This is a genomic window from Streptomyces guryensis (assembly GCF_021261325.1).
Classification (GTDB): domain Bacteria; phylum Actinomycetota; class Actinomycetes; order Streptomycetales; family Streptomycetaceae; genus Streptomyces; species Streptomyces guryensis.
This window is the reverse complement of sequence record NZ_JAJSBI010000003.1, coordinates 216,137-233,672: the sequence shown is the minus strand read 5'-3', so window position 1 is coordinate 233,672 and position 17,536 is coordinate 216,137. Positions and strand designations below refer to the sequence as shown.

The window sequence follows — 17,536 nt, the reverse complement described above, 5'->3', positions numbered from 1 at the left end:
TCGGGGAGGCCGCCGGGGCCGATTCCGCGCCACTGCCGGAGGACGGGCCGGCAACCACCCCGGCGGAGGACTCCGAAGGGGGCGCCTTCGGGGCAGTGCTCTCCTTCTTGCCCTGCGCACCACCGGAGGGCGAGGAGGAAGACCCGGCGAACGAGAACCCGACAATCAGGGCGCCCACGACACCCCCGGCAACGACAGCCCCCTTGAGGGGCGCGGGGAACTGCGCGACCAGCCCCCACGGACCGCCGGACGACCGACGACCATTCCCCCGCCTCCCCGCGGCGCGTTTGGGTTTCCGCCGGGAAGGCCTGTCCGCCAACGGAGGGGCCACATACGTCTCGTCCACCACCGGAGACATCTCCCGCGTCTCGTCATACGCGTTCAGCCACCCGTGCGCGACGGCCGGGTCCGCGTACTCCTCGTACGAGGGGGCCGGATCCGGCTGCGGGTGGTACACGTTCGGCGGACCCTGAGGTGTCCCGTGCTCGTACTCGGGTGGCCTGGACATGACCGCGCATTGTAGAGACGGGCGGGACCCGTGGGACAGCTACCGGCGATAACAGCCCAAACCGCATGTCTCACGTGGCGGATAACACGGGCCAAGACGCGTTACCGGGCCGTAAGCTCCCAGACATGCAGGTGATCCAGTCGACGAAGCTCGCCAACGTCTGTTACGAGATCCGGGGCCCGGTGCTCGAGGAGGCGATGCGGCTGGAAGCGGCCGGGCACCGCATCCTCAAGCTGAACACCGGCAACCCGGCGGCGTTCGGCTTCGAGTGCCCGCCCGAGATCCTGGAGGACATCCTCCGCAACGTGTCGACGGCGCACGGCTACGGCGACGCGAAGGGCCTGCTGGCCGCCCGCCGGGCGGTCGTCATGCACAACCAGACCCTCGGCATCGAGACGGACGTCGAGCACGTCTTCGTCGGCAACGGCGTCTCCGAGCTGATCGTCATGGCCATGCAGGGCCTGCTCGACGACGGCGACGAGGTCCTCGTACCGTCGCCCGACTACCCCCTGTGGACCGCAGCCGTCTCGCTCTCCGGCGGCACGGCCGTGCACTACCGCTGCGACGAGCAGGCCGACTGGATGCCCGACCTCGCGGACGTCGAGCGCAAGGTCACCGACCGCACCAAGGCGATCGTCATCATCAACCCCAACAACCCGACGGGGGCCGTGTACGACGAGGCGATGATCAAGGGGCTCACCGACATCGCACGCCGCCACAACCTGCTGGTCTGCTCGGACGAGATCTACGACAAGATCCTCTACGACGGCGCCACCCACACCCCGACCGCGAAGGTCGCCCCGGACCTGCTGACGCTCACCTTCAACGGCATGTCGAAGGCGTACCGGGTGGCGGGCTACCGGGTGGGCTGGATGTCGATCTCCGGGCCGCGCGCGCACGCGGACTCGTACATCGAGGGCCTGACGATCCTGGCGAACATGCGCCTGTGCGCGAACATGCCGGGGCAGCACGGCGTGGTCGCCGCACTGAGCGGGCGGCAGACCATCAAGGACCTGGTGCTGCCGGGCGGCCGGCTGAAGGAGCAGCGGGACGTCGCGTACGAGCTGCTCACCCAGATCCCGGGCGTGAGCTGCGTGAAGCCGAAGGGCGCGCTGTATCTCTTCCCGCGCCTGGACCCCAAGGTGTTCAAGATCAAGGACGACCGGCGGATGGTCCTGGACCTGCTGCGCCGCGAGAAGATCATGGTCGTGCAGGGGACCGGGTTCAACTGGTCCGAACCCGACCACTTCCGGGTCGTGACCCTGCCGTCGGTCGGGGATCTGCGGGACGCGGTCACCAGGATCGGGAACTTCCTCGATGGCTACAGCCAACTTTAGACGAAATCTAAGCTAGGATGGTTTCCTGACAGCACAGGAGGCCATCCATGTACGAACCGATCCGCACCAAGTCGGTCCACAGCACGATGGCCGGCCCCGCCTCCGACTTTCCGCACCGGTCCCGTGAGGAGGAGCTGGACATCCAGCTCGCGGGTCACCTCGCCGCGCTGCTCGCCGTCACGGACGAGCTGCGCGCCGCGAGTCCCTCCGGGGATCTGGACACCACGGCCGAACGGCTCGCCGCGGAGGTGACGCGGCTGCGGGGCGGACACCCGCCGGTTCGCATGTCCGCGGCACCGGCCGACGAAGACGCCATGACCCTGCACCGGCGGGCCCATGCGCTTGCCGGGCGGGCGCTGCTCGTGGCGGCGTCGCGTGCGGACACGGCGGCTGCGATTCTCGCCGCCGAGCAGATGGACGTGCATGCGGCGGCGCTCGAGCCGCGCGAGCTCGCGTCCCACTGAGCCCTCCGGGCTCCCTTGACGGCCCCGGTCCGCGTGCACCCGCAGCGACGCGCGGACCGGGAGCCACAGCACTGCGCCGGCTTGGGCGGGGGCGCTTGATCGCCTCGGGGTTCGCCATATCCAGCGGCTGCGGGTCGTGTGTGGCTGAGCGCGCACCCGGCAGATCACAGACACCCGACGACGAAGGCCTGTCTTCACCTGTCCGTCGGGGCGGACGGACAGGCGACGACAGGCCAGGAGCCACGTACGTCGTTGTACGCGGCCTCGCCGAAACACACCGCGGCCGGCCGTGACGATCACTGGTCAGGGCATCCGTGCCGACCGCGGAGTCTGCGGGGTGGGGCTCAGCCCAGGCGCTCCACCAGCGCGCGGTACTCGTCCCAGAGTTCCTTCGGGGTGTGGTCGCCGAAGGTGTTGAGGTGCTCGGGGACCAGGGCGGCCTCCTCGCGCCAGACCTCCTTGTCGACCGTGAGCAGGAAGTCCAGGTCGGAGTCGGACAGGTCGAGGCCGCGCGTGTCGAGGGCCTCCTTGGTCGGCAGGATGCCGATGGGGGTCTCGACGCCCTCCGCCCGGCCGTCGAGGCGGTCGACGATCCACTTCAGGACGCGGCTGTTCTCGCCGAAGCCGGGCCAGACGAACTTGCCCTCGTCGTTCTTGCGGAACCAGTTGACGTAGTAGATCTTCGGGAGCTTCGACTGGTCCTTGTCCTTGGCGACGTCGACCCAGTGACCCATGTAGTCGCCCATGTTGTAGCCGCAGAACGGCAGCATGGCGAAGGGGTCGCGGCGCAGCTCGCCGACCTTGCCCTCGGCGGCGGCGGTCTTCTCGGAGGCCACGTTGGCACCGAGGAAGACGCCGTGGTTCCAGTCGAAGGACTCCGTCACCAGTGGCACCGCGCTGGCGCGGCGGCCGCCGAAGAGGATCGCCGAGATCGGCACACCCCGCGGGTCCTCCCACTCCGGCGCGATGATCGGGCACTGCGCGGCGGGGGTGGTGAAGCGGGCGTTCGGGTGGGCGGCGGGCGTTTCGGACGCCGGCGTCCAGTCGTTGCCCTTCCAGTCCGTCAGGTGGGCCGGAGTCTCCTCCGTCATGCCCTCCCACCACACGTCGTTGTCGTCGGTCAGCGCCACGTTGGTGAAGACCGAGTTGCCCCACAGCGTCTTCATCGCGTTGGCGTTGGTGTGCTCACCGGTGCCGGGCGCGACGCCGAAGAAGCCGGCCTCGGGATTGATCGCGTACAGGCGGCCGTCCGCGCCGAAGCGCATCCAGGCGATGTCGTCGCCGATCGTCTCGACCGTCCAGCCGGAGACCGTGGGCTCCAGCATGGCGAGGTTCGTCTTGCCGCAGGCGCTCGGGAAGGCTGCGGCGACGTACTTGGACTCACCGGTCGGCGGGGTGAGCTTCAGGATCAGCATGTGCTCGGCCAGCCAGCCCTCGTCGCGCGCCATCACCGACGCGATGCGCAGGGCGTAGCACTTCTTGCCGAGCAGGGCGTTGCCGCCGTAGCCGGAGCCGTAGGACCAGATCTCGCGGCTCTCGGGGAAGTGCGAGATGTACTTGGTGGGGTTGCACGGCCACGGCACATCCGCCTCGCCCTCCGCGAGAGGGGCGCCGAGGGTGTGCACGGCCTTGACGAAGAACCCGTCGGAGCCGAGCTCGTCGAGGACCGGCCGGCCCATGCGCGTCATCGTGCGCATGGAGACCGCGACGTAGGCGGAGTCGGTGATCTCGACGCCGATCGCGGAGAGGTCCGAGCCGAGCGGGCCCATGCAGAACGGGACGACGTACATCGTCCGGCCCTTCATCGAGCCGCGGAAGACGCCCTTCTCACCGGCGAAGATCTCCCGCATCTCCGCGGGGGCCTTCCAGTGGTTGGTGGGGCCCGCGTCCTCCTCCTTCTCGGAGCAGATGAAGGTGCGGTCCTCGACGCGCGCGACGTCGGTCGGGTCGGAGGCCGCGTAGTAGGAGTGCGGGCGCTTGATCGGGTCGAGTTGCCGGAAGGTGCCCTTCTCGACGAGCTCCCCGCACAGGCGCTCGTACTCGGCCTCGGATCCGTCACACCAGACCACGTTGTCCGGCTGGGTCAGTGCTGCGATCTCGTTCACCCACGAGACCAGTTCCTGATGTTTGGTGGGAACGACGGGGGGAGCCGCGATGTCGCGCGCCACGATTGCTCCTAAATGAGGGATTTTTGTTTTTGGAGGCCCCGTGGGGGCTGCGACCCGGATGCTTCGTGGCTGGATCATCAGCGCTCATCCGGTGCCGACCGCACTCATTTGATCATCCGTCGCGAGCGCCCATCTGTCCAGAGGGCCTCACAGGTGAGCGGAGTGGGGATCGTCACGCAGCAGAGTGTTTCCAAGCGTGTTTTTGCGTGCACGTTGAGTTCACCTGAAGGTTCTTTTGCCTGGCGGCCGGGACACCAACTCCCGTGAGATGATGGCCACTCTTGGCCCGTTCTCGGCCCGCGCTCATCCGCAACTTACGGGTCCGTAGGTACGATGCGAGGCATGACTGCGCCCGTCCCCGACGCGCCAATGGACACGCCGGCCGCCGGCCGCGGTTCCGATGCGTCCTCCATCCCGCACCAGATCAAGCAGCACGCCCAGCAGCTCGCCGAGCCGATCAAACCGAAGCTGCGCGGCTGGCTGCACCTCGGCATGTTCCCCGCCGCACTGATCTCGGGCCTGGTGCTCACGGCCCTCGCGGACTCCACCAGAGGGCGCATCGCCTGCGGGATCTTCGCTCTGACGGCCTGCCTGCTGTTCGGTGTGAGCGCGCTGTACCACCGGGGCAACTGGAGCCCCCGCATGGACGGCATCCTGCGCAGGCTCGATCACGCCAACATCTTCCTGATCATCGCGGGCACGTACACACCACTGACGATGCTGCTGCTGCCGGGCGCGAAGGGGCAGTGGCTGCTGTGGGGCATCTGGGGTGCCGCGGCGGCGGGCATCGTCTTCCGGGTCTTCTGGGTCGGCGCCCCACGCTGGCTCTACACCCCCTGCTACATCGCGATGGGCTGGGCGGCCGTCTTCTTCCTGCCGGACTTCATGCGCGCGGGCGGCATCGCGGTGCTGGTCCTGGTGATCGTGGGCGGTCTCCTCTACAGCGCGGGCGGCGTGATCTACGGCATCAAGCGGCCGAACCCGTCACCGCGCTGGTTCGGCTTCCACGAGGTCTTCCACTCGTTGACGCTGGCCGCGTTCGTCGTCCACTACATCGGTATCTCGCTGGTGGCGTACCAGCACGGGTAGTCAGCACCTCGCGACACCCAGCAGCCCCCAGGGCCACGGCTTCAGAGCCGTGGCCCTTTTTGCATGTCCAATCCGATTGACACCACCTACATTTTGAGAGTTACTCTCATTTTATGGTTACTTCCACTTCTACCCTGGACCCGCGCCGCTGGTGGGCCCTCGGCGCCCTGGTCGCGAGCATGCTCACGCTCGGCTTCGACATGACGATCCTCAACGTGGCGCTGCCGACCATGGCCGGCGAGCTCGGCGCGACCACCGGCCAGCAGCAGTGGATGGCGGACGCGTACGTCGTCGTCTTCGCGGCACTGATGCTCCCCGCCGGCCTGCTCGGCGACCGCTTCGGACGGCGGCGGATGCTGATCGCCGGGCTCGGCGTCTTCCTGGTCGGCTCGCTGGTCGGCGCACTGGCCGGGGATGTGAACTGGGTCATCGCGGCCCGGGCGTTCATGGGCATCGGCGGTGCGCTGATCACCCCGCTGGCCCTCTCCGTGCTGCCCTCGCTGTTCGGCCCCGACGAGCGCACCAAGGCCGTCGGCATCATCTCCGCCGCCTCCGCGCTGGGCCTGCCGCTCGGCCCGATCATCGGCGGCTGGCTGCTGAACCACTTCTGGTGGGGCTCGGTCTTCCTGGTCAACGTCCCGATGGCCGCGATCGGCATCGCCGCCTGCGTGTTTCTGCTCCCCGAGACCAGCGACCCCGCCTCTCCCAGGGTCGACGCCCTGTCCACCGCGCTCACTGCGACCGGACTCGGCGCCCTGATCTACGCGATCATCGAGGCGCCCGACCGCGGCTGGGGCGACCCCCTGGTGCTGGTCATGTCCGCCGCGGCGGTGGTCCTGATCGCCGCGCTGGTGCTGCGCGAGCGGCGTGCCGAGCGGCCGATGCTCGACATGACCCTGCTCGCCCACCGCGGCTTCCTGTTCAACACACTCGCCGCGACCCTGGTGATGTTCGTCCTGTCGGGCCTGCTGTTCGTGCTCCCGCAGTACCTCCAGGCCGTTCTCGGGCACGACGCCTTCGGCACCGGTCTGCGGCTCCTGCCGATGATGGGCGGTCTGATGGTCGCCGCGCGGGGCGCGGGGCCCGTCGTCGCCAGGTTCGGTCCGCGCGCGACGGTGAGCGCCGGTCTGGTGGTGCTGGCCTTCGCCGCGCTGCTCGGCAGCCGTACGACGGTCGGCTCCGGCTACGGCTTCACGGCGCTGTGGCTGTCGATCACCGGATTCGGCTTCGGTTTCTCCGTCGTGCCCGCGATGGACGGCGCCCTCGGCACCCTGCCCCGCGACCGCGCGGGCAGTGGCTCCGGGCTGCTCATGACGCTGCGCCAGGTCGGCGCCGCGATCGGCATCGCCCTGCTGGGCAGTCTGCTCTCCGGCATCTTCCGCGACCGGCTCGACGTCACGGGGCTGCCCGCACAGGCCGCCGACACGGCCGGGGACTCCGTGGTCGCGGCGCACATCGTCGCCGAGAAGGCGCACTCCGCCCACCTGGCAGCCTCCGCGAACAGCGCGTATGTCCACGGCATGAGCGTCGTCCTGCTGGTGTGCGGTGTCGCCGCCCTGGTCTCCGCACTGCTGGCGGCGGCCCTGCTGCCGCGGGGGACCGCCGAGCGGCAGGCGGACAGCACCGAACCCGGCTTGGTCGCCACCGCGGAGGATGCCTGACAATGAACCCCATGACGGCCGCACGCTCCCCCTACTCCTCCCCCGCCGACCGACCCCAGCTCGGTCTGCGGGAACGCAAGAAGATCAAGACCCGTGAGGCGATCCGCGCCGCGACCTACGGGCTGATCAAGGAGCAGGGCTACGACGCCACCACGATCGAGCAGATCGCCGACCGGGCCGAGGTGTCGCCGTCGACCGTCTTCCGGTACTTCCCGGCCAAGGAGGACATCGTCCTCACGGACGAGTACGACCCGCTGATGGCCGAGGAGTTGCGGGCACGGCCGGCCGGTGAGTCGTGGATCGACTCGGTGCGGCACGTCATGCACCTGGCCATCGACGCGAACAACCGGGAGGACCCGGAGGTGGCCCGCATGCGGGCCCACCTCGCGGCCCAGGTCCCCGCCGTCCGCTCCCGCATGGTCGAGAGCATGTCGCAGACCGGCCGCCTGCTGCGCGAGGCCATCGCCGAGCGCCACGGCCTGGACCCGGACAGCATCGAGGTCCGCGTCTACGCGATGTCCTTCATCGGTGGCCTCATGGAGACCTCCATGTACTGGGCCGAGAACGGCTTCAAGGGCGAGCTGAGCGACCTCGTGGACCGCGCCCTGGACGTCCTGGAGCATGGCCTTCCCACCGAAAAGCCCTGAGCCCCGCGCTCCCACTCGTGACATCCTGACCGGGTGAACGGTCCCGAGATCCACGTCGAGTTCGCCCCCGACCTGGCCGTGTTCGTCCAGCGCGGGCCGCACCGGACGCTCGTCACCGACGGCGCCTCCTCCCTCGGCCATGTCGTCGAGTCCGCCGGCGTCCCGCTCACCGAGGTCGGGACCCTCTGGGTCAACGGCCGCGAGGTGCCGCGCTCGTACGTAGCCGTGGCGGGTGACACCGTGGAGGTACGTCCGGTCGAGCGCCCCCAGCAGGTCCCCGGCGCCCCCCTGCGCTTCCTCCTCGACGTCCACCTCGGCACCCTCGCCCGCCGGCTGCGGTTGCTCGGGGTGGACACGGCGTACGAGTCGACGGACATCGGCGACCCGGCCCTCGCGGCCCGCTCGGCCGCCGAGCAGCGGGTCATGCTCAGCCGCGACCGGGGCCTGCTGCGCCGCCGCGAGCTGTGGGCCGGGGCGTATGTCTACAGCACCCGGCCCGAGGACCAACTCCGGGACATCCTCGACCGGTTCCGGCCCGAGCTGCGGCCCTGGACACGGTGCACCGCCTGCAACGGGCTGCTGAGGCAGGCCACCAAAGAGGAGGTGGCCGACCAGCTGCACGGCGGCACGCACCGGTCGTACGACGTCTTCGCGCAGTGCCGCGACTGCGGGCGCGCGTACTGGAAGGGCGCGCACCACGAGCAGCTGGTGGCCATCGTGACGCGCGCCCTGGAGGAGTTCGCGAGTTAGCCTCCGGACAGTCAGCCCTTTCTGACGTCCGCCTTTCCGCAGGCCAGCCCGTCCTTGTTGGGGTCGAGGCCCAGCGGGTCGTCCCTTCCGTTGACCTTCAGACGGCCGTAGTGGTTCGTCCTCAGCCAGCCGCACCGTGAGGCCGTCGTCTTCTTCACGCCCTTCGGGAAGACCGTCGGCACGCACACGTTGACCGAGCCGTAGTGCCGGTCGCAGCCGGAGATGGTGACGGGGACCTTCACCGAGGTGCGCTTCTTGCCGGGCCCGGTGACCTTGCCCGACAGGGAGTCCGCGAAGGCGTGGACGTGCGCGTCGGCGGTGTCGGCGCTCAGGGCCTGCGGGCCCTGGAGGTGCACCCACTTGGCCACCGAGGGGACGCCGTTGGCGTCGACGGCGAAGAGCATGTACCAGCCGGGCGGGGCCACGTTCGGGTTGCTCGTCACGTTCAGGTCGACGTTGTCGCCGTCCACCGACAGCGGCAGGTCGACGAACCGCTGGTTCGGGTCGGAGGAGTGGGTGACGGCGGCCGGGCGGATCAACTCGGCCTTGACGACGGGGTGATCGACCGTGATCCGCTGGGTGTCGCCGTAGTGCCACTCCGTGTTGATCATCGAGGTGATCGTCGGGCGCTCGCCCTTGAGCAGATAGGGCGGCGTGTAGATCGACACGTTGTGGTTCCAGGTGCCGTTGCCCGGGTTGTCGCCGGTGGCCATCACCCGGCCGTCGGGCAGCAGGAACGCGGAGGAGTGGTAGCCGCGCGCCTCCGGGTCGGCGGCCACCGGGTCGAAGGTGTTGGTGTCCGGGTCGTAGAGCGAGGCCTCGTGCACCGGGTTGGCCCGGTTGTGCAGTCCGCCGCCGGTCTCCAGGACCTTGCCGTCGGGCAGCAGGACCGCGGAGACGTACATCTTGCCCTGGTTGCCGGTCTCGGGGACCGGGCCGCTGCCGAGGTCGACCGTGCCCTGCGGGATCGGGGGCCCGGCGACGTACGACGGGTTGGCCTGCTTGAGGTCGATGACGTCGGTGAGGCGGCCCGCCTCCGGGTTGGAGTCGATGTTGCCGCCGCCGAGGGTGAGGACCTTCTGGTCCTGCGCCGGGGGCAGCAGCACGCTCGCGGACTGGTCGCGCTCGTCCTTGTTCTGCAGGCCGGGGACCTGCGTGATCGTGTTGGCGTTGTAGTCGTAGATCGCCGAGCCGGTCCCCGGGATGTTGTTGCCGAAGACATGGCTGCCGGTGTAGAAGAGGCGGCCGTCCTGCATGAGGATCATCGACGGGTACAGGCCCCAGTACGACCAGGTCTGGTTGACCTGCCACAGCGCCAGCCACTTCTGCTGGGCCTGCGACCAGTACTCGGCGGTCACCGACCCGGTCGAGTCCTCGCGCAGCCCGCCGAAGGAGACGACGTCACCGTTGCCGAGCTCGGTCGCCGACGGGTACCAGTGGCCGTCGTTGAGGTCGTTGGTCCTGCTGTAGGTCTCGGTGGCCGGGTCGAAGATGTACGAGTCCTTGTAGCCCTCGTAGCCGTGCGAACCGTCGGCCGCCGGGAACGCCTTGTTGCCGCTCAGCACCAGCACCCGGCCGTCCTGGAGCTGGATGTGGCCGGAGCAGAACATGTCCTTCGGGGTCGGGATGACCTTGTAGGAGCCGTCGGCGGGGTTGTAGACGGCGGAGGTGAAGGTCCCCGCGTTGAAGTTCTCCTCGCTGTTGCCGGAGCCCGCGATCAGCAGCACCTTGCCGTTGTTGAGGACGACGGAGTGCATGGAGCGGACCGGGTTCTGCGTGGGCAGCACGTCCCAGCGGCCGTTCGCGCACTCGTCCGCCGTGCCGGTGCAGGTGGCGGGCGGGGTGACGTCGGGGACCTGGTCCATCGTGTAGTCGTCGGTGGTCGCCGAGCCGGTGCCGTAGACGGAGACACCCCAGGTGATGCGGTCGGTGCCCGCCGGGACCTCGGGGGTGCGGACCGTCGCCGGCGTCCAACTTCCCTGCATCTCAAGCGTCTTGAGGTCGGTCCAGTACTGCCAGCCGGCCGTGGCGTCGTGCCGGAACAGGGTGATGTTCGCGTCCGGAGTGGTCGTCTTGTACCAGAGCGAGAGGTCGTACTGCTTGCCCGCGCTCACCACGGGCGCGCAGTCCGTCGACTCGGTGATCAGCGCCTTGCGGTCGCCGTCGACGCGGCGGGTCAGCGACACCTTCATCGCCTTGGACCCGCTGTGGGCGTCGCTCGTCGTCTCGAAGGTGAAGTCGTTGTCGCCCCAGCCGGACTTCTCCCAGCAGTACGGCATCCCTCCCGTGCCGTCCGTCTCGAAGCCAGGGTTCTTCACGAGGTTGGCGGCCTCGGCGGGCTGGGGTGTGGTGAGGAGCAGACCGGCGGTCAGGGCCCCCACCCCGAGCAGTGCGGTTCTCCTGCGGTGCTTTTTCACACGGCTCTCCTAGCTGCGGTGCTCTTCCCGCGCGCTGTACTGGATTTTTCGGCCTCCGGGGCGCTTGAGCCGGGGTCGAGCCCCTTTGGCCCTGCGTGGGAGGTAGACCAGCGCTTCGGTCCCGACGAAGCGCAGGACGAACGTCGTGACCAGCGCGAGCGCGGTGGCGGTGAGCGCCCCCATCCCGAACCGGTTCACGAACAGCGCGATCAGCGGGATGCGCAGCACCAGGTCGGCGTTGGCGAGCAGCGCGAACCGGCCGACGCGGTCCCACCAGCGCCGGTGGGCGCGGCGGTCGCGGAACAGCAGATGCTCGATGAGCACGAAGTTCCAGGCGACACCGAACTGGTTGGCGAGGATCTCGGCGGGGACGTAGTGCAGACCGGCGGCCATCAGGGCCCACAGGCCGACCAGGTTCGGCAGGAAGCCGCTGGCCCCGATCAGGCCGAAGGCCACCATGCGGGCGAGGGGCGAGGCGGTGCGCAGTCCGACGAGGTGGCGCAGGAAGCGGAAGCCCTCCTGCGCGGACGACTTGGACTCCCCCGCGAAACGGTCCTGGAAGACGAACGGCACCTCGGTGACCTGGCGGGGGCGGCTGCGTACCGCCAGCTCCAGGAGGATCTTGTAGCCGAGGGGCTTGAGAGCGTCCGCCGCGATGTCGCTGCGGCGGATCGCGAAGAAGCCGCTCATCGGGTCGCTGATGCCGCGCAGTCTGCGCGGGAACAGGGACTTCGTCAGCCAGGTGGCCCCGCGGCTGACGGCCACCCGGTAGCTGCCGGCCAGTCCCGCGCGGCTGCCGCCCTCGATGTACCGGGAGGCGACGACCAGCCCGGCGTTCGTGCGCTCGCCGGTGGCCACCAACTCCGGTACCAGGGACGGCGGATGCTGGCAGTCGCCGTCCATGACGACGATCCAGTCCGACGCCGCCGCCTTCATACCCTCGACGACCGCGCCCCCGAGCCCGCCGACCGGCTCCTCGCGGTGCAGGACGGTGACCGGGAAGGGGCAGTCCTTGGCCGCCTCGTGGATCACCTCGGGGGTGTCGTCGGTGGAGTCGTCGACGAAGACGACCTCGCAGGGCAGGCGGGACGGCACCGACTCGGTGATCCGGTGCAGGAGTTGGCGGACGTTCGCGGACTCGTTGTACGTCGGTACGACGATCGTGACCGCGCCGGGCTCGGCGACCTCGGCGGCCCGTACGGCCGGGTCGTTCAGCTCACCGGGAGCGGTGTACTCGTGGGTCATCGGACGCCTCCCACTGCCGTACCGGTCGTCTTGATCCGCCGGATCTCGATGCGGTCGGGTCCGGTGCCGAACGTGGCGACCGGCTTGGAGTGCTCGATGGCCGCCTTGACGTTGGGCAGGTCCACCGCGTCGCGCCGCACCGTCGGCGAGGCGACCACGTAGTCGAGGTCCTTCCAGCCGTGCGGCAGGGTCTTGGTGACGGCCGGGTCGAGGTCGGCCTTGTAGAACCAGATGACGCCGAGCCCGGGCCGGTACCCGTCGTGCACGAGGTCCAGCCAGAGCGCGTCGTCGACCAGGACGCGGGTGTCCTTCGGGTCGGCGACCTCGGTGGACAGCCACTTGGAGGCGGACCGGTAGGGGGCGTTGGCGTCGGCGGTGACGGCGGTGCGGTCGCCGTCGTACCAACGCGGGAGGACGTACGCTCCCGCGGCGAGCGCGAGGACCGCGGCGAGCGCGTAACGGCCACCGGTGAGATACCGCTTCTCGCCGTCCGCCCGCCATCTGCGCAGCACCACCTGGGCGACGGAGGCGGTGCCGCCGGCGAGGACCAGGGCGAGGAAGGGCAGCGCCTGGATCACGTACATCGCGGGCAGATAGCCGCTCGGCCGCAGGGCCAGCCCGGTGAGGATCGCTACCGTGAGGGCCGGTCCGGCCAGCGCCCGGGCGGTGACCGACCAGCGCCAGGTGGCCACCAGCAGCAGCGCGCCGGCGAGGCCGCCCAGCGGCAGGACGCGGTCGTAGTACAGCCATGAGTGCAGTACGCCGTACGAGCCGGAGCCCTGGTCGAGGATGGAGCCCGAACCCGGCCTGGTCATCTGGTAGGTGATGCCCTCCCAGAGCGAGACGTGGCCGCCGCCGGGGAGCAACTCGCCCTTGAGCAGGGCGAAGAGCGGGTAGCTGAAGCCGATCAGGGCGCAGGCCGTGACGGCTCCGGTCATCGCGAACTTGCGGGTGTCGCGGTGGCTGTGCCGCCACATGGTGACGAACAGCGCCGGGAGGACGACGAGCATCGTCTCCTTGGTGAGCACGGCCGTGGCGGCGGCGAGTCCCGCGCCGAAGTGGTGCCAGAGGTGGCGGCTCGGGGAAGCGGCGAGGGTGAAGGCGAGGAGCGTCCACATCACCGCGAGGTTGTCGAGGAAGATCTCCCGCTGGAGCACCACGGACAGCGGCGAGAGGCCGAACAGCGCCATCGCCAGCCCCGCGGCCCAGCGCGGCAGCGAGAGGCGGCGGGCGAGGACGTAGACGAGGACCGCGCTGGCCGCGGAGACGATCAGCATCACGACACGCATGGAGCCGACGGTCATCGAGCCGGGGCTGAGCCAGGACGGGATCCAGGTCAGCACGGCTATCTGGATCCAGCCGAGGGGCGGATGGTCGTACCAGTAGGTGTAGTGGGCCAGGCCCCGGCCCTGCTGGACCGCCCAGGCCTGGGCGAGGTAGGTGCCCTCGTCGTCGCTGAGCGTCGGGTAGTCGGCGATGTTCCAGCCCTGCACGGCCAGGATCGCCACGAGCAGCGCGCCGCACAGCAGGAGGTCGGGGCGGGAGGAGCGGAGGCGTCGGGGGGTCACTGTTCGACCGGTCGAACCGGTCGTGGGCGCAGGCTGCCGCTGCGCGGGGACCTTCTCAGTGGTCACCGCGGGAAGGGTGGAGGTCACGCAGGGACGTCCTCTCGGATTGCCGCTGTGTCGTTCAGATGCGCGCCGACGTGGCTGGTCAACTCCCAGTCGTTGCGGCCGCGTTGCTCACGCCATACGGCGCGGATCGCGGCCCCGGCGAGGAGGACCTGGTAGAAGGGGCCGCCCACGACCAGCTTGAGGTAGTGGACGAGGCGGACGCGAAGCCCGTACTGCTTGCCGAAGTCGTGCAGTCCGACGATCTCGAAGACGAAGGTGACCGCCGCGGTGACCAGTGGGAGGAAGGTGAGGAAGGCGATCCCGACAGGCACGTCCAGGAAGAGCGCGACCGCCGCGTTGAGCGGGATCACCACCCCGGAGAAGGCCTGCAGGAACGGGGTCATGAGCGTGTACCGGGCGAGCAACCGCTGCCCGAAGCCCGGGAGTTGCCGCCAGTCCTTCTTCCGGTAGACCTGAAGGAAGCCCTGGTTCCAGCGGGTGCGCTGCTTGAGCAGCGACATCAGCGAACCCGGGGTCTCCTCGCGGGTCACCATGTCGGAGTCGTAGGCGACGACCACCTTCTTGCCGACGGACGACAGCCGCACGCCCAGGTCGCAGTCCTCGGCAAGGCAGTCGGGATCCCAGCCGTCGGCCTCCCTGAGCACGTCCGTCCGTACGAAGACGGTGTTGCCGCCGAGCGGGATGAACCCCTTCTGGGCGTGCAGGTGCAGCCGGGAGCGGAACCAGAAGAAGTACTCCAGGCAGTTGCGCAGGGAGTACCAGCTGGAGTGGAAGTTGATGAGCTGGACGCCGCCCTGCACCACGTCCGCGTGCGTGGTGCGGAAGGCGTGGTCGACGTGCGCGAGGAGCTCGGGGTGGACCTGGTCCTCGGCGTCGAAGACCCCCACGACGTCGCCGCGGCAGTGCGGCAGCGCCGTGTTCATGGCCTTGGGCTTGTTCTTCTTCTCATGGGTGTCGACGACGACCCGGACGCGCGGGTCGCGTTCGGCGGCGGCCTCGGCCACCGCCGTGGTCTCGGGGTCGTCGTGCCCCACGATCACGATGATCTCGAAGTCGGTGTGCGTGGACTCCAGCAGCCGCTGGATCGTGTGGTCCAGCACGGCCTGCTCGTGCCGCGCGGGCAGCAGCAGCGAGAAGGAGACGTGCTCGTCCCCGTCCGGCCTGCTGAAGCGGGTGGAGGCGAGCACTTCGGGCGTACGCCACGCGTGCATCTGCCACCACAGGGTGAAGGCCGCCATCCAGAACAAGGCCAGCGAGACGGCAGCGATGAAGACAGACGTCAGCAACAGATCCCCCCAGATCCCCAATGCCCCCTGCCGCGACAGCACGTCACATCTGTCGCGGAACTGTGTAGACGTTAGGGGCGATCTGTGAAGTCCGCAGGCCGTTTCAATGAAGAACACATTTCTTCACAACGCGTCCCGAGAGTGAACAATTCGAACACCGCTTACGTAACTGCCCCTTACCGGCTGTCGTTTCAGCTGGTCAGCGCGGTCCGCAACCGTTCAGGATCGGTGGTCGGCGCATCACAGGTGAAGTTACGGCAGACGTAAGCCGCAGGTTGACCGCCGACCAGCGGACGATCGGCGAGCAGCGGGAACTCGCCACTCTCCGCAGCACCCACCGCGACGACGGCGCCCGGGGCACCGCCCAGAAGCGCCGTGCGGTGCAGGGCCCTTGTGGCGGGGTCGTCGAGCGCCGGTCCGACGATCGCGACCTCTCGCGGCCCGTCGAGGCCGGCCTCGGCCACCGCGAGCCCCCAGCCGATGAACCGCGGCACCCGCGGGCCGAGCGCCTTGACCACGCCCAACGCCCTTTCGGCAGCGGTGCGATGAGCCTCCGACCCGGTGTGGGCGGCGTAGCTCAGCAGGGCGCCCGCGGCGGCGGTCCAGCCGGACGGCGTGGCGTTGTCGGTGGGGTCCTGCGGCCTGCGGATCAGCTTCTCGGCGTCGGCGGCGGTGTCGTAGAGGCTGCCGGACTCCACGTCGACGAAGCGGGCCAGGACGTGGTCGAGCAGGAACCCGGCGAACTCCAGCCAGACGCCCTCGCCGGTGACGGACGCGAGCGCCAGGAAGCCCTCGGCGACGTCGGCGTAGTCCTCCAGCACACCGGTGTGCGCGCCGACCCTGCCGTCCTTGCTGGTACGGGCGAGGCGGGCCTGCTCGTCCAGATGCAGCCGTACGAGGAGATCGGCGGCGCCGACCGCGGCCTCGACCAGGTCGGGGCGGTCGAAGTAGGCGCCGGTCTCGGCGAGGGCGGCGATGGCGAGACCGTTCCAGGCGGCGACCACCTTGTCGTCGCGGCCGGGGGCGGAGCGCTCGTCGCGGCTGTCGAGCAGTCGCTGACGGATGGAGGCGATCTTGTCGGCGTCGAACAGGCCGTCGTGCTGCGGCAGTTGGAGGACGGACTGGCCGTGCTCGAAGGTGCCGTCCTCGGTGACGCCGAAGTAGTGGGCGGCGAGCTGGGCGTCCTCCTGGCCGAGGACGTCGGTCAGCTGCTGGGGAGTCCACGCGTAGTACGCGCCCTCGACATGCCTGCCCGTCCCGTCGTCGCTGTCGGCGTCGAGGGCGGAGGCGAACCCGCCCTCGCCGGTGCGCAGTTCACGGACCATGAAGTCCGCGGTCTCCAGGGCGACGCGGCGGGCGAGTTCGGAGCCGGTGGTACGCCACAGGTGCGCGTACACGCGGCACAGCAGGGCGTTGTCGTAGAGCATCTTCTCGAAGTGCGGAACGACCCAGTCACGGTCGACGGAGTAGCGGGCGAAGCCGCCGCCGAGCTGGTCGTAGATGCCGCCGCGGGCCATGCGTTCGCAGGTGTCCACGGCCATCTGCAGGGCGCCCTCGGCGCCGGTCCGGGCATGGTGCCGCAGCAGGAACTCGATCACCATGGACGGCGGGAACTTCGGCGCGCCGCCGAAACCGCCGCGCTGCGGGTCGTACTCGCGGGTGAGCCCGAGCAGCGCCTGCGCGAGCTCCTCCTCGCCCGGGACGCGTGCGTCGCCGTACGAGATCTCCCGCCCGGCGAGGTCCCGCACGATCTTCCCGGCGACCTCGGCGACCTCGTCCCGCCGGTCGGACCACGCGGACCGGACGCCCTCCAGGACCTGCCGGAAGGAGGGGCTGCCGTGGCGCGGGACGGGCGGGAAGTAGGTGCCGAAGTAGAAGGGCTCGGCGTCCGGCGTGAGGAACACGGTCATGGGCCAGCCGCCCTGGCCGGTGGCGGCCTGGACGGCTTCCATGTAGACGGCGTCGACGTCGGGGCGTTCTTCGCGGTCGACCTTGATGTTGACGAAGTGGGCGTTCAGGAAGTCGGCGGTGGCCTGGTCCTCGAAGGACTCGTGAGCCATGACGTGACACCAGTGACAGCTCGAATAACCGACGCTCAGCAGAACGGGCTTGTTCGCCTCCCGGGCCTCATCGAAGGCCTCGGGCGACCAGGGCCACCAGTCGACGGGGTTGTCGGCGTGCTGGAGCAGGTAGGGGGACGTCTCATGAGCCAGTCGGTTCGGCATGAGGTCCATCCTGCCGCAGTACCCCTGGCATCGGACGTCAGGCATGTCCCGGGCGGGTGACGTCGGGTTTTCCGGTGCCCGCGCCCGGAACAGGTCCGGCTCGAC

Annotated in this window: 12 protein-coding genes; 6 read left to right on the top strand and 6 right to left on the bottom strand. The window is 69.6% G+C overall.

What is annotated here, in order from left to right; translation table 11 throughout:
- Positions 1-633 precede the first annotated feature (633 nt).
- Entirely contained in the window at positions 634-1,845 is a 1,212-nt protein-coding gene (locus tag LJ657_RS07975) for a pyridoxal phosphate-dependent aminotransferase (RefSeq protein WP_232647683.1), read from the top strand.
- Between the two features lie 47 nt (positions 1,846-1,892).
- Positions 1,893-2,309, top strand: coding sequence for an SCO4983 family protein (locus LJ657_RS07970; RefSeq protein WP_232647682.1), 417 nt, complete (start codon positions 1,893-1,895; stop codon positions 2,307-2,309).
- A 344-nt stretch (positions 2,310-2,653) separates the two neighbouring features.
- Here the strand turns inward: LJ657_RS07970 and LJ657_RS07965 are convergent, their stop codons facing one another.
- A complete protein-coding gene (locus LJ657_RS07965; protein WP_232647681.1) occupies positions 2,654-4,477 on the bottom strand; it encodes a phosphoenolpyruvate carboxykinase (GTP) in 1,824 nt (607 codons plus the stop codon).
- 342 nt (positions 4,478-4,819) lie between these two features.
- Between LJ657_RS07965 and trhA the strand changes: the two genes are divergently transcribed.
- The 4 genes from trhA (at position 4,820) to LJ657_RS07945 (ending at position 8,624) form a co-directional block, all read left to right on the top strand.
- Positions 4,820-5,566, top strand: a complete 747-nt coding sequence (gene trhA, locus LJ657_RS07960) for a PAQR family membrane homeostasis protein TrhA (protein WP_232647680.1) — start codon at positions 4,820-4,822, stop codon at positions 5,564-5,566.
- A gap of 113 nt (positions 5,567-5,679) precedes the next feature.
- The gene (locus LJ657_RS07955; protein ID WP_232647679.1) at positions 5,680-7,227 is read left to right on the top strand and encodes an MFS transporter; all 1,548 of its coding nucleotides are present in this window, start codon (positions 5,680-5,682) and stop codon (positions 7,225-7,227) included.
- A gap of 11 nt (positions 7,228-7,238) precedes the next feature.
- Positions 7,239-7,874: a TetR/AcrR family transcriptional regulator gene (locus tag LJ657_RS07950; protein WP_443735551.1), complete on the top strand. Its 636-nt coding sequence runs from the start codon at positions 7,239-7,241 to the stop codon at positions 7,872-7,874.
- Positions 7,875-7,907: 33 nt separating this feature from the next.
- Positions 7,908-8,624, top strand: a complete 717-nt coding sequence (locus LJ657_RS07945) for a Mut7-C RNAse domain-containing protein (protein WP_232647677.1) — start codon at positions 7,908-7,910, stop codon at positions 8,622-8,624.
- A gap of 11 nt (positions 8,625-8,635) precedes the next feature.
- Here the strand turns inward: LJ657_RS07945 and LJ657_RS07940 are convergent, their stop codons facing one another.
- The 5 genes from LJ657_RS07940 to LJ657_RS07920 all read right to left on the bottom strand — a co-directional run bounded on the left by LJ657_RS07940 (position 8,636) and on the right by LJ657_RS07920 (position 17,431).
- The gene (locus LJ657_RS07940; RefSeq protein ID WP_232647676.1) at positions 8,636-11,041 is read right to left on the bottom strand and encodes a galactose oxidase family protein; all 2,406 of its coding nucleotides are present in this window, start codon (positions 11,039-11,041) and stop codon (positions 8,636-8,638) included.
- Between the two features lie 9 nt (positions 11,042-11,050).
- The gene (locus LJ657_RS07935; RefSeq protein ID WP_232647675.1) at positions 11,051-12,286 is read right to left on the bottom strand and encodes a glycosyltransferase; all 1,236 of its coding nucleotides are present in this window, start codon (positions 12,284-12,286) and stop codon (positions 11,051-11,053) included.
- On the bottom strand, positions 12,283-13,941 hold the full coding sequence (locus tag LJ657_RS07930) for an ArnT family glycosyltransferase (protein WP_232647674.1): 1,659 nt from the start codon (positions 13,939-13,941) through the stop codon (positions 12,283-12,285). Before LJ657_RS07930 ends, LJ657_RS07935 begins: the two co-directional genes overlap by 4 nt.
- Entirely contained in the window at positions 13,938-15,206 is a 1,269-nt protein-coding gene (locus tag LJ657_RS07925; protein ID WP_232647673.1) for a glycosyltransferase, read from the bottom strand. The genes LJ657_RS07930 and LJ657_RS07925 overlap by 4 nt, the downstream gene beginning before the upstream one ends.
- Positions 15,207-15,397: 191 nt before the next feature.
- On the bottom strand, positions 15,398-17,431 hold the full coding sequence (locus tag LJ657_RS07920) for a thioredoxin domain-containing protein (protein ID WP_232647672.1): 2,034 nt from the start codon (positions 17,429-17,431) through the stop codon (positions 15,398-15,400).
- Between the last annotated feature and the right edge of the window lie 105 nt (positions 17,432-17,536).

Excerpts from the sequence above, each read along its gene's own strand:
- LJ657_RS07975 (WP_232647683.1), top strand. The coding sequence starts at position 634 with ATGCAGGTGATCCAGTCGACGAAGCTCGCCAACGTCTGTTACGAGATC.
- LJ657_RS07970 (WP_232647682.1), top strand. The coding sequence starts at position 1,893 with ATGTACGAACCGATCCGCACCAAGTCGGTCCACAGCACGATGGCCGGC.
- trhA (WP_232647680.1), top strand. The coding sequence starts at position 4,820 with ATGACTGCGCCCGTCCCCGACGCGCCAATGGACACGCCGGCCGCCGGC.
- LJ657_RS07955 (WP_232647679.1), top strand. The coding sequence starts at position 5,680 with ATGGTTACTTCCACTTCTACCCTGGACCCGCGCCGCTGGTGGGCCCTC.
- LJ657_RS07950 (WP_443735551.1), top strand. The coding sequence starts at position 7,239 with ATGACGGCCGCACGCTCCCCCTACTCCTCCCCCGCCGACCGACCCCAG.
- LJ657_RS07935 (WP_232647675.1), bottom strand. The coding sequence starts at position 12,286 with ATGACCCACGAGTACACCGCTCCCGGTGAGCTGAACGACCCGGCCGTA.
- LJ657_RS07920 (WP_232647672.1), bottom strand. The coding sequence starts at position 17,431 with ATGCCGAACCGACTGGCTCATGAGACGTCCCCCTACCTGCTCCAGCAC.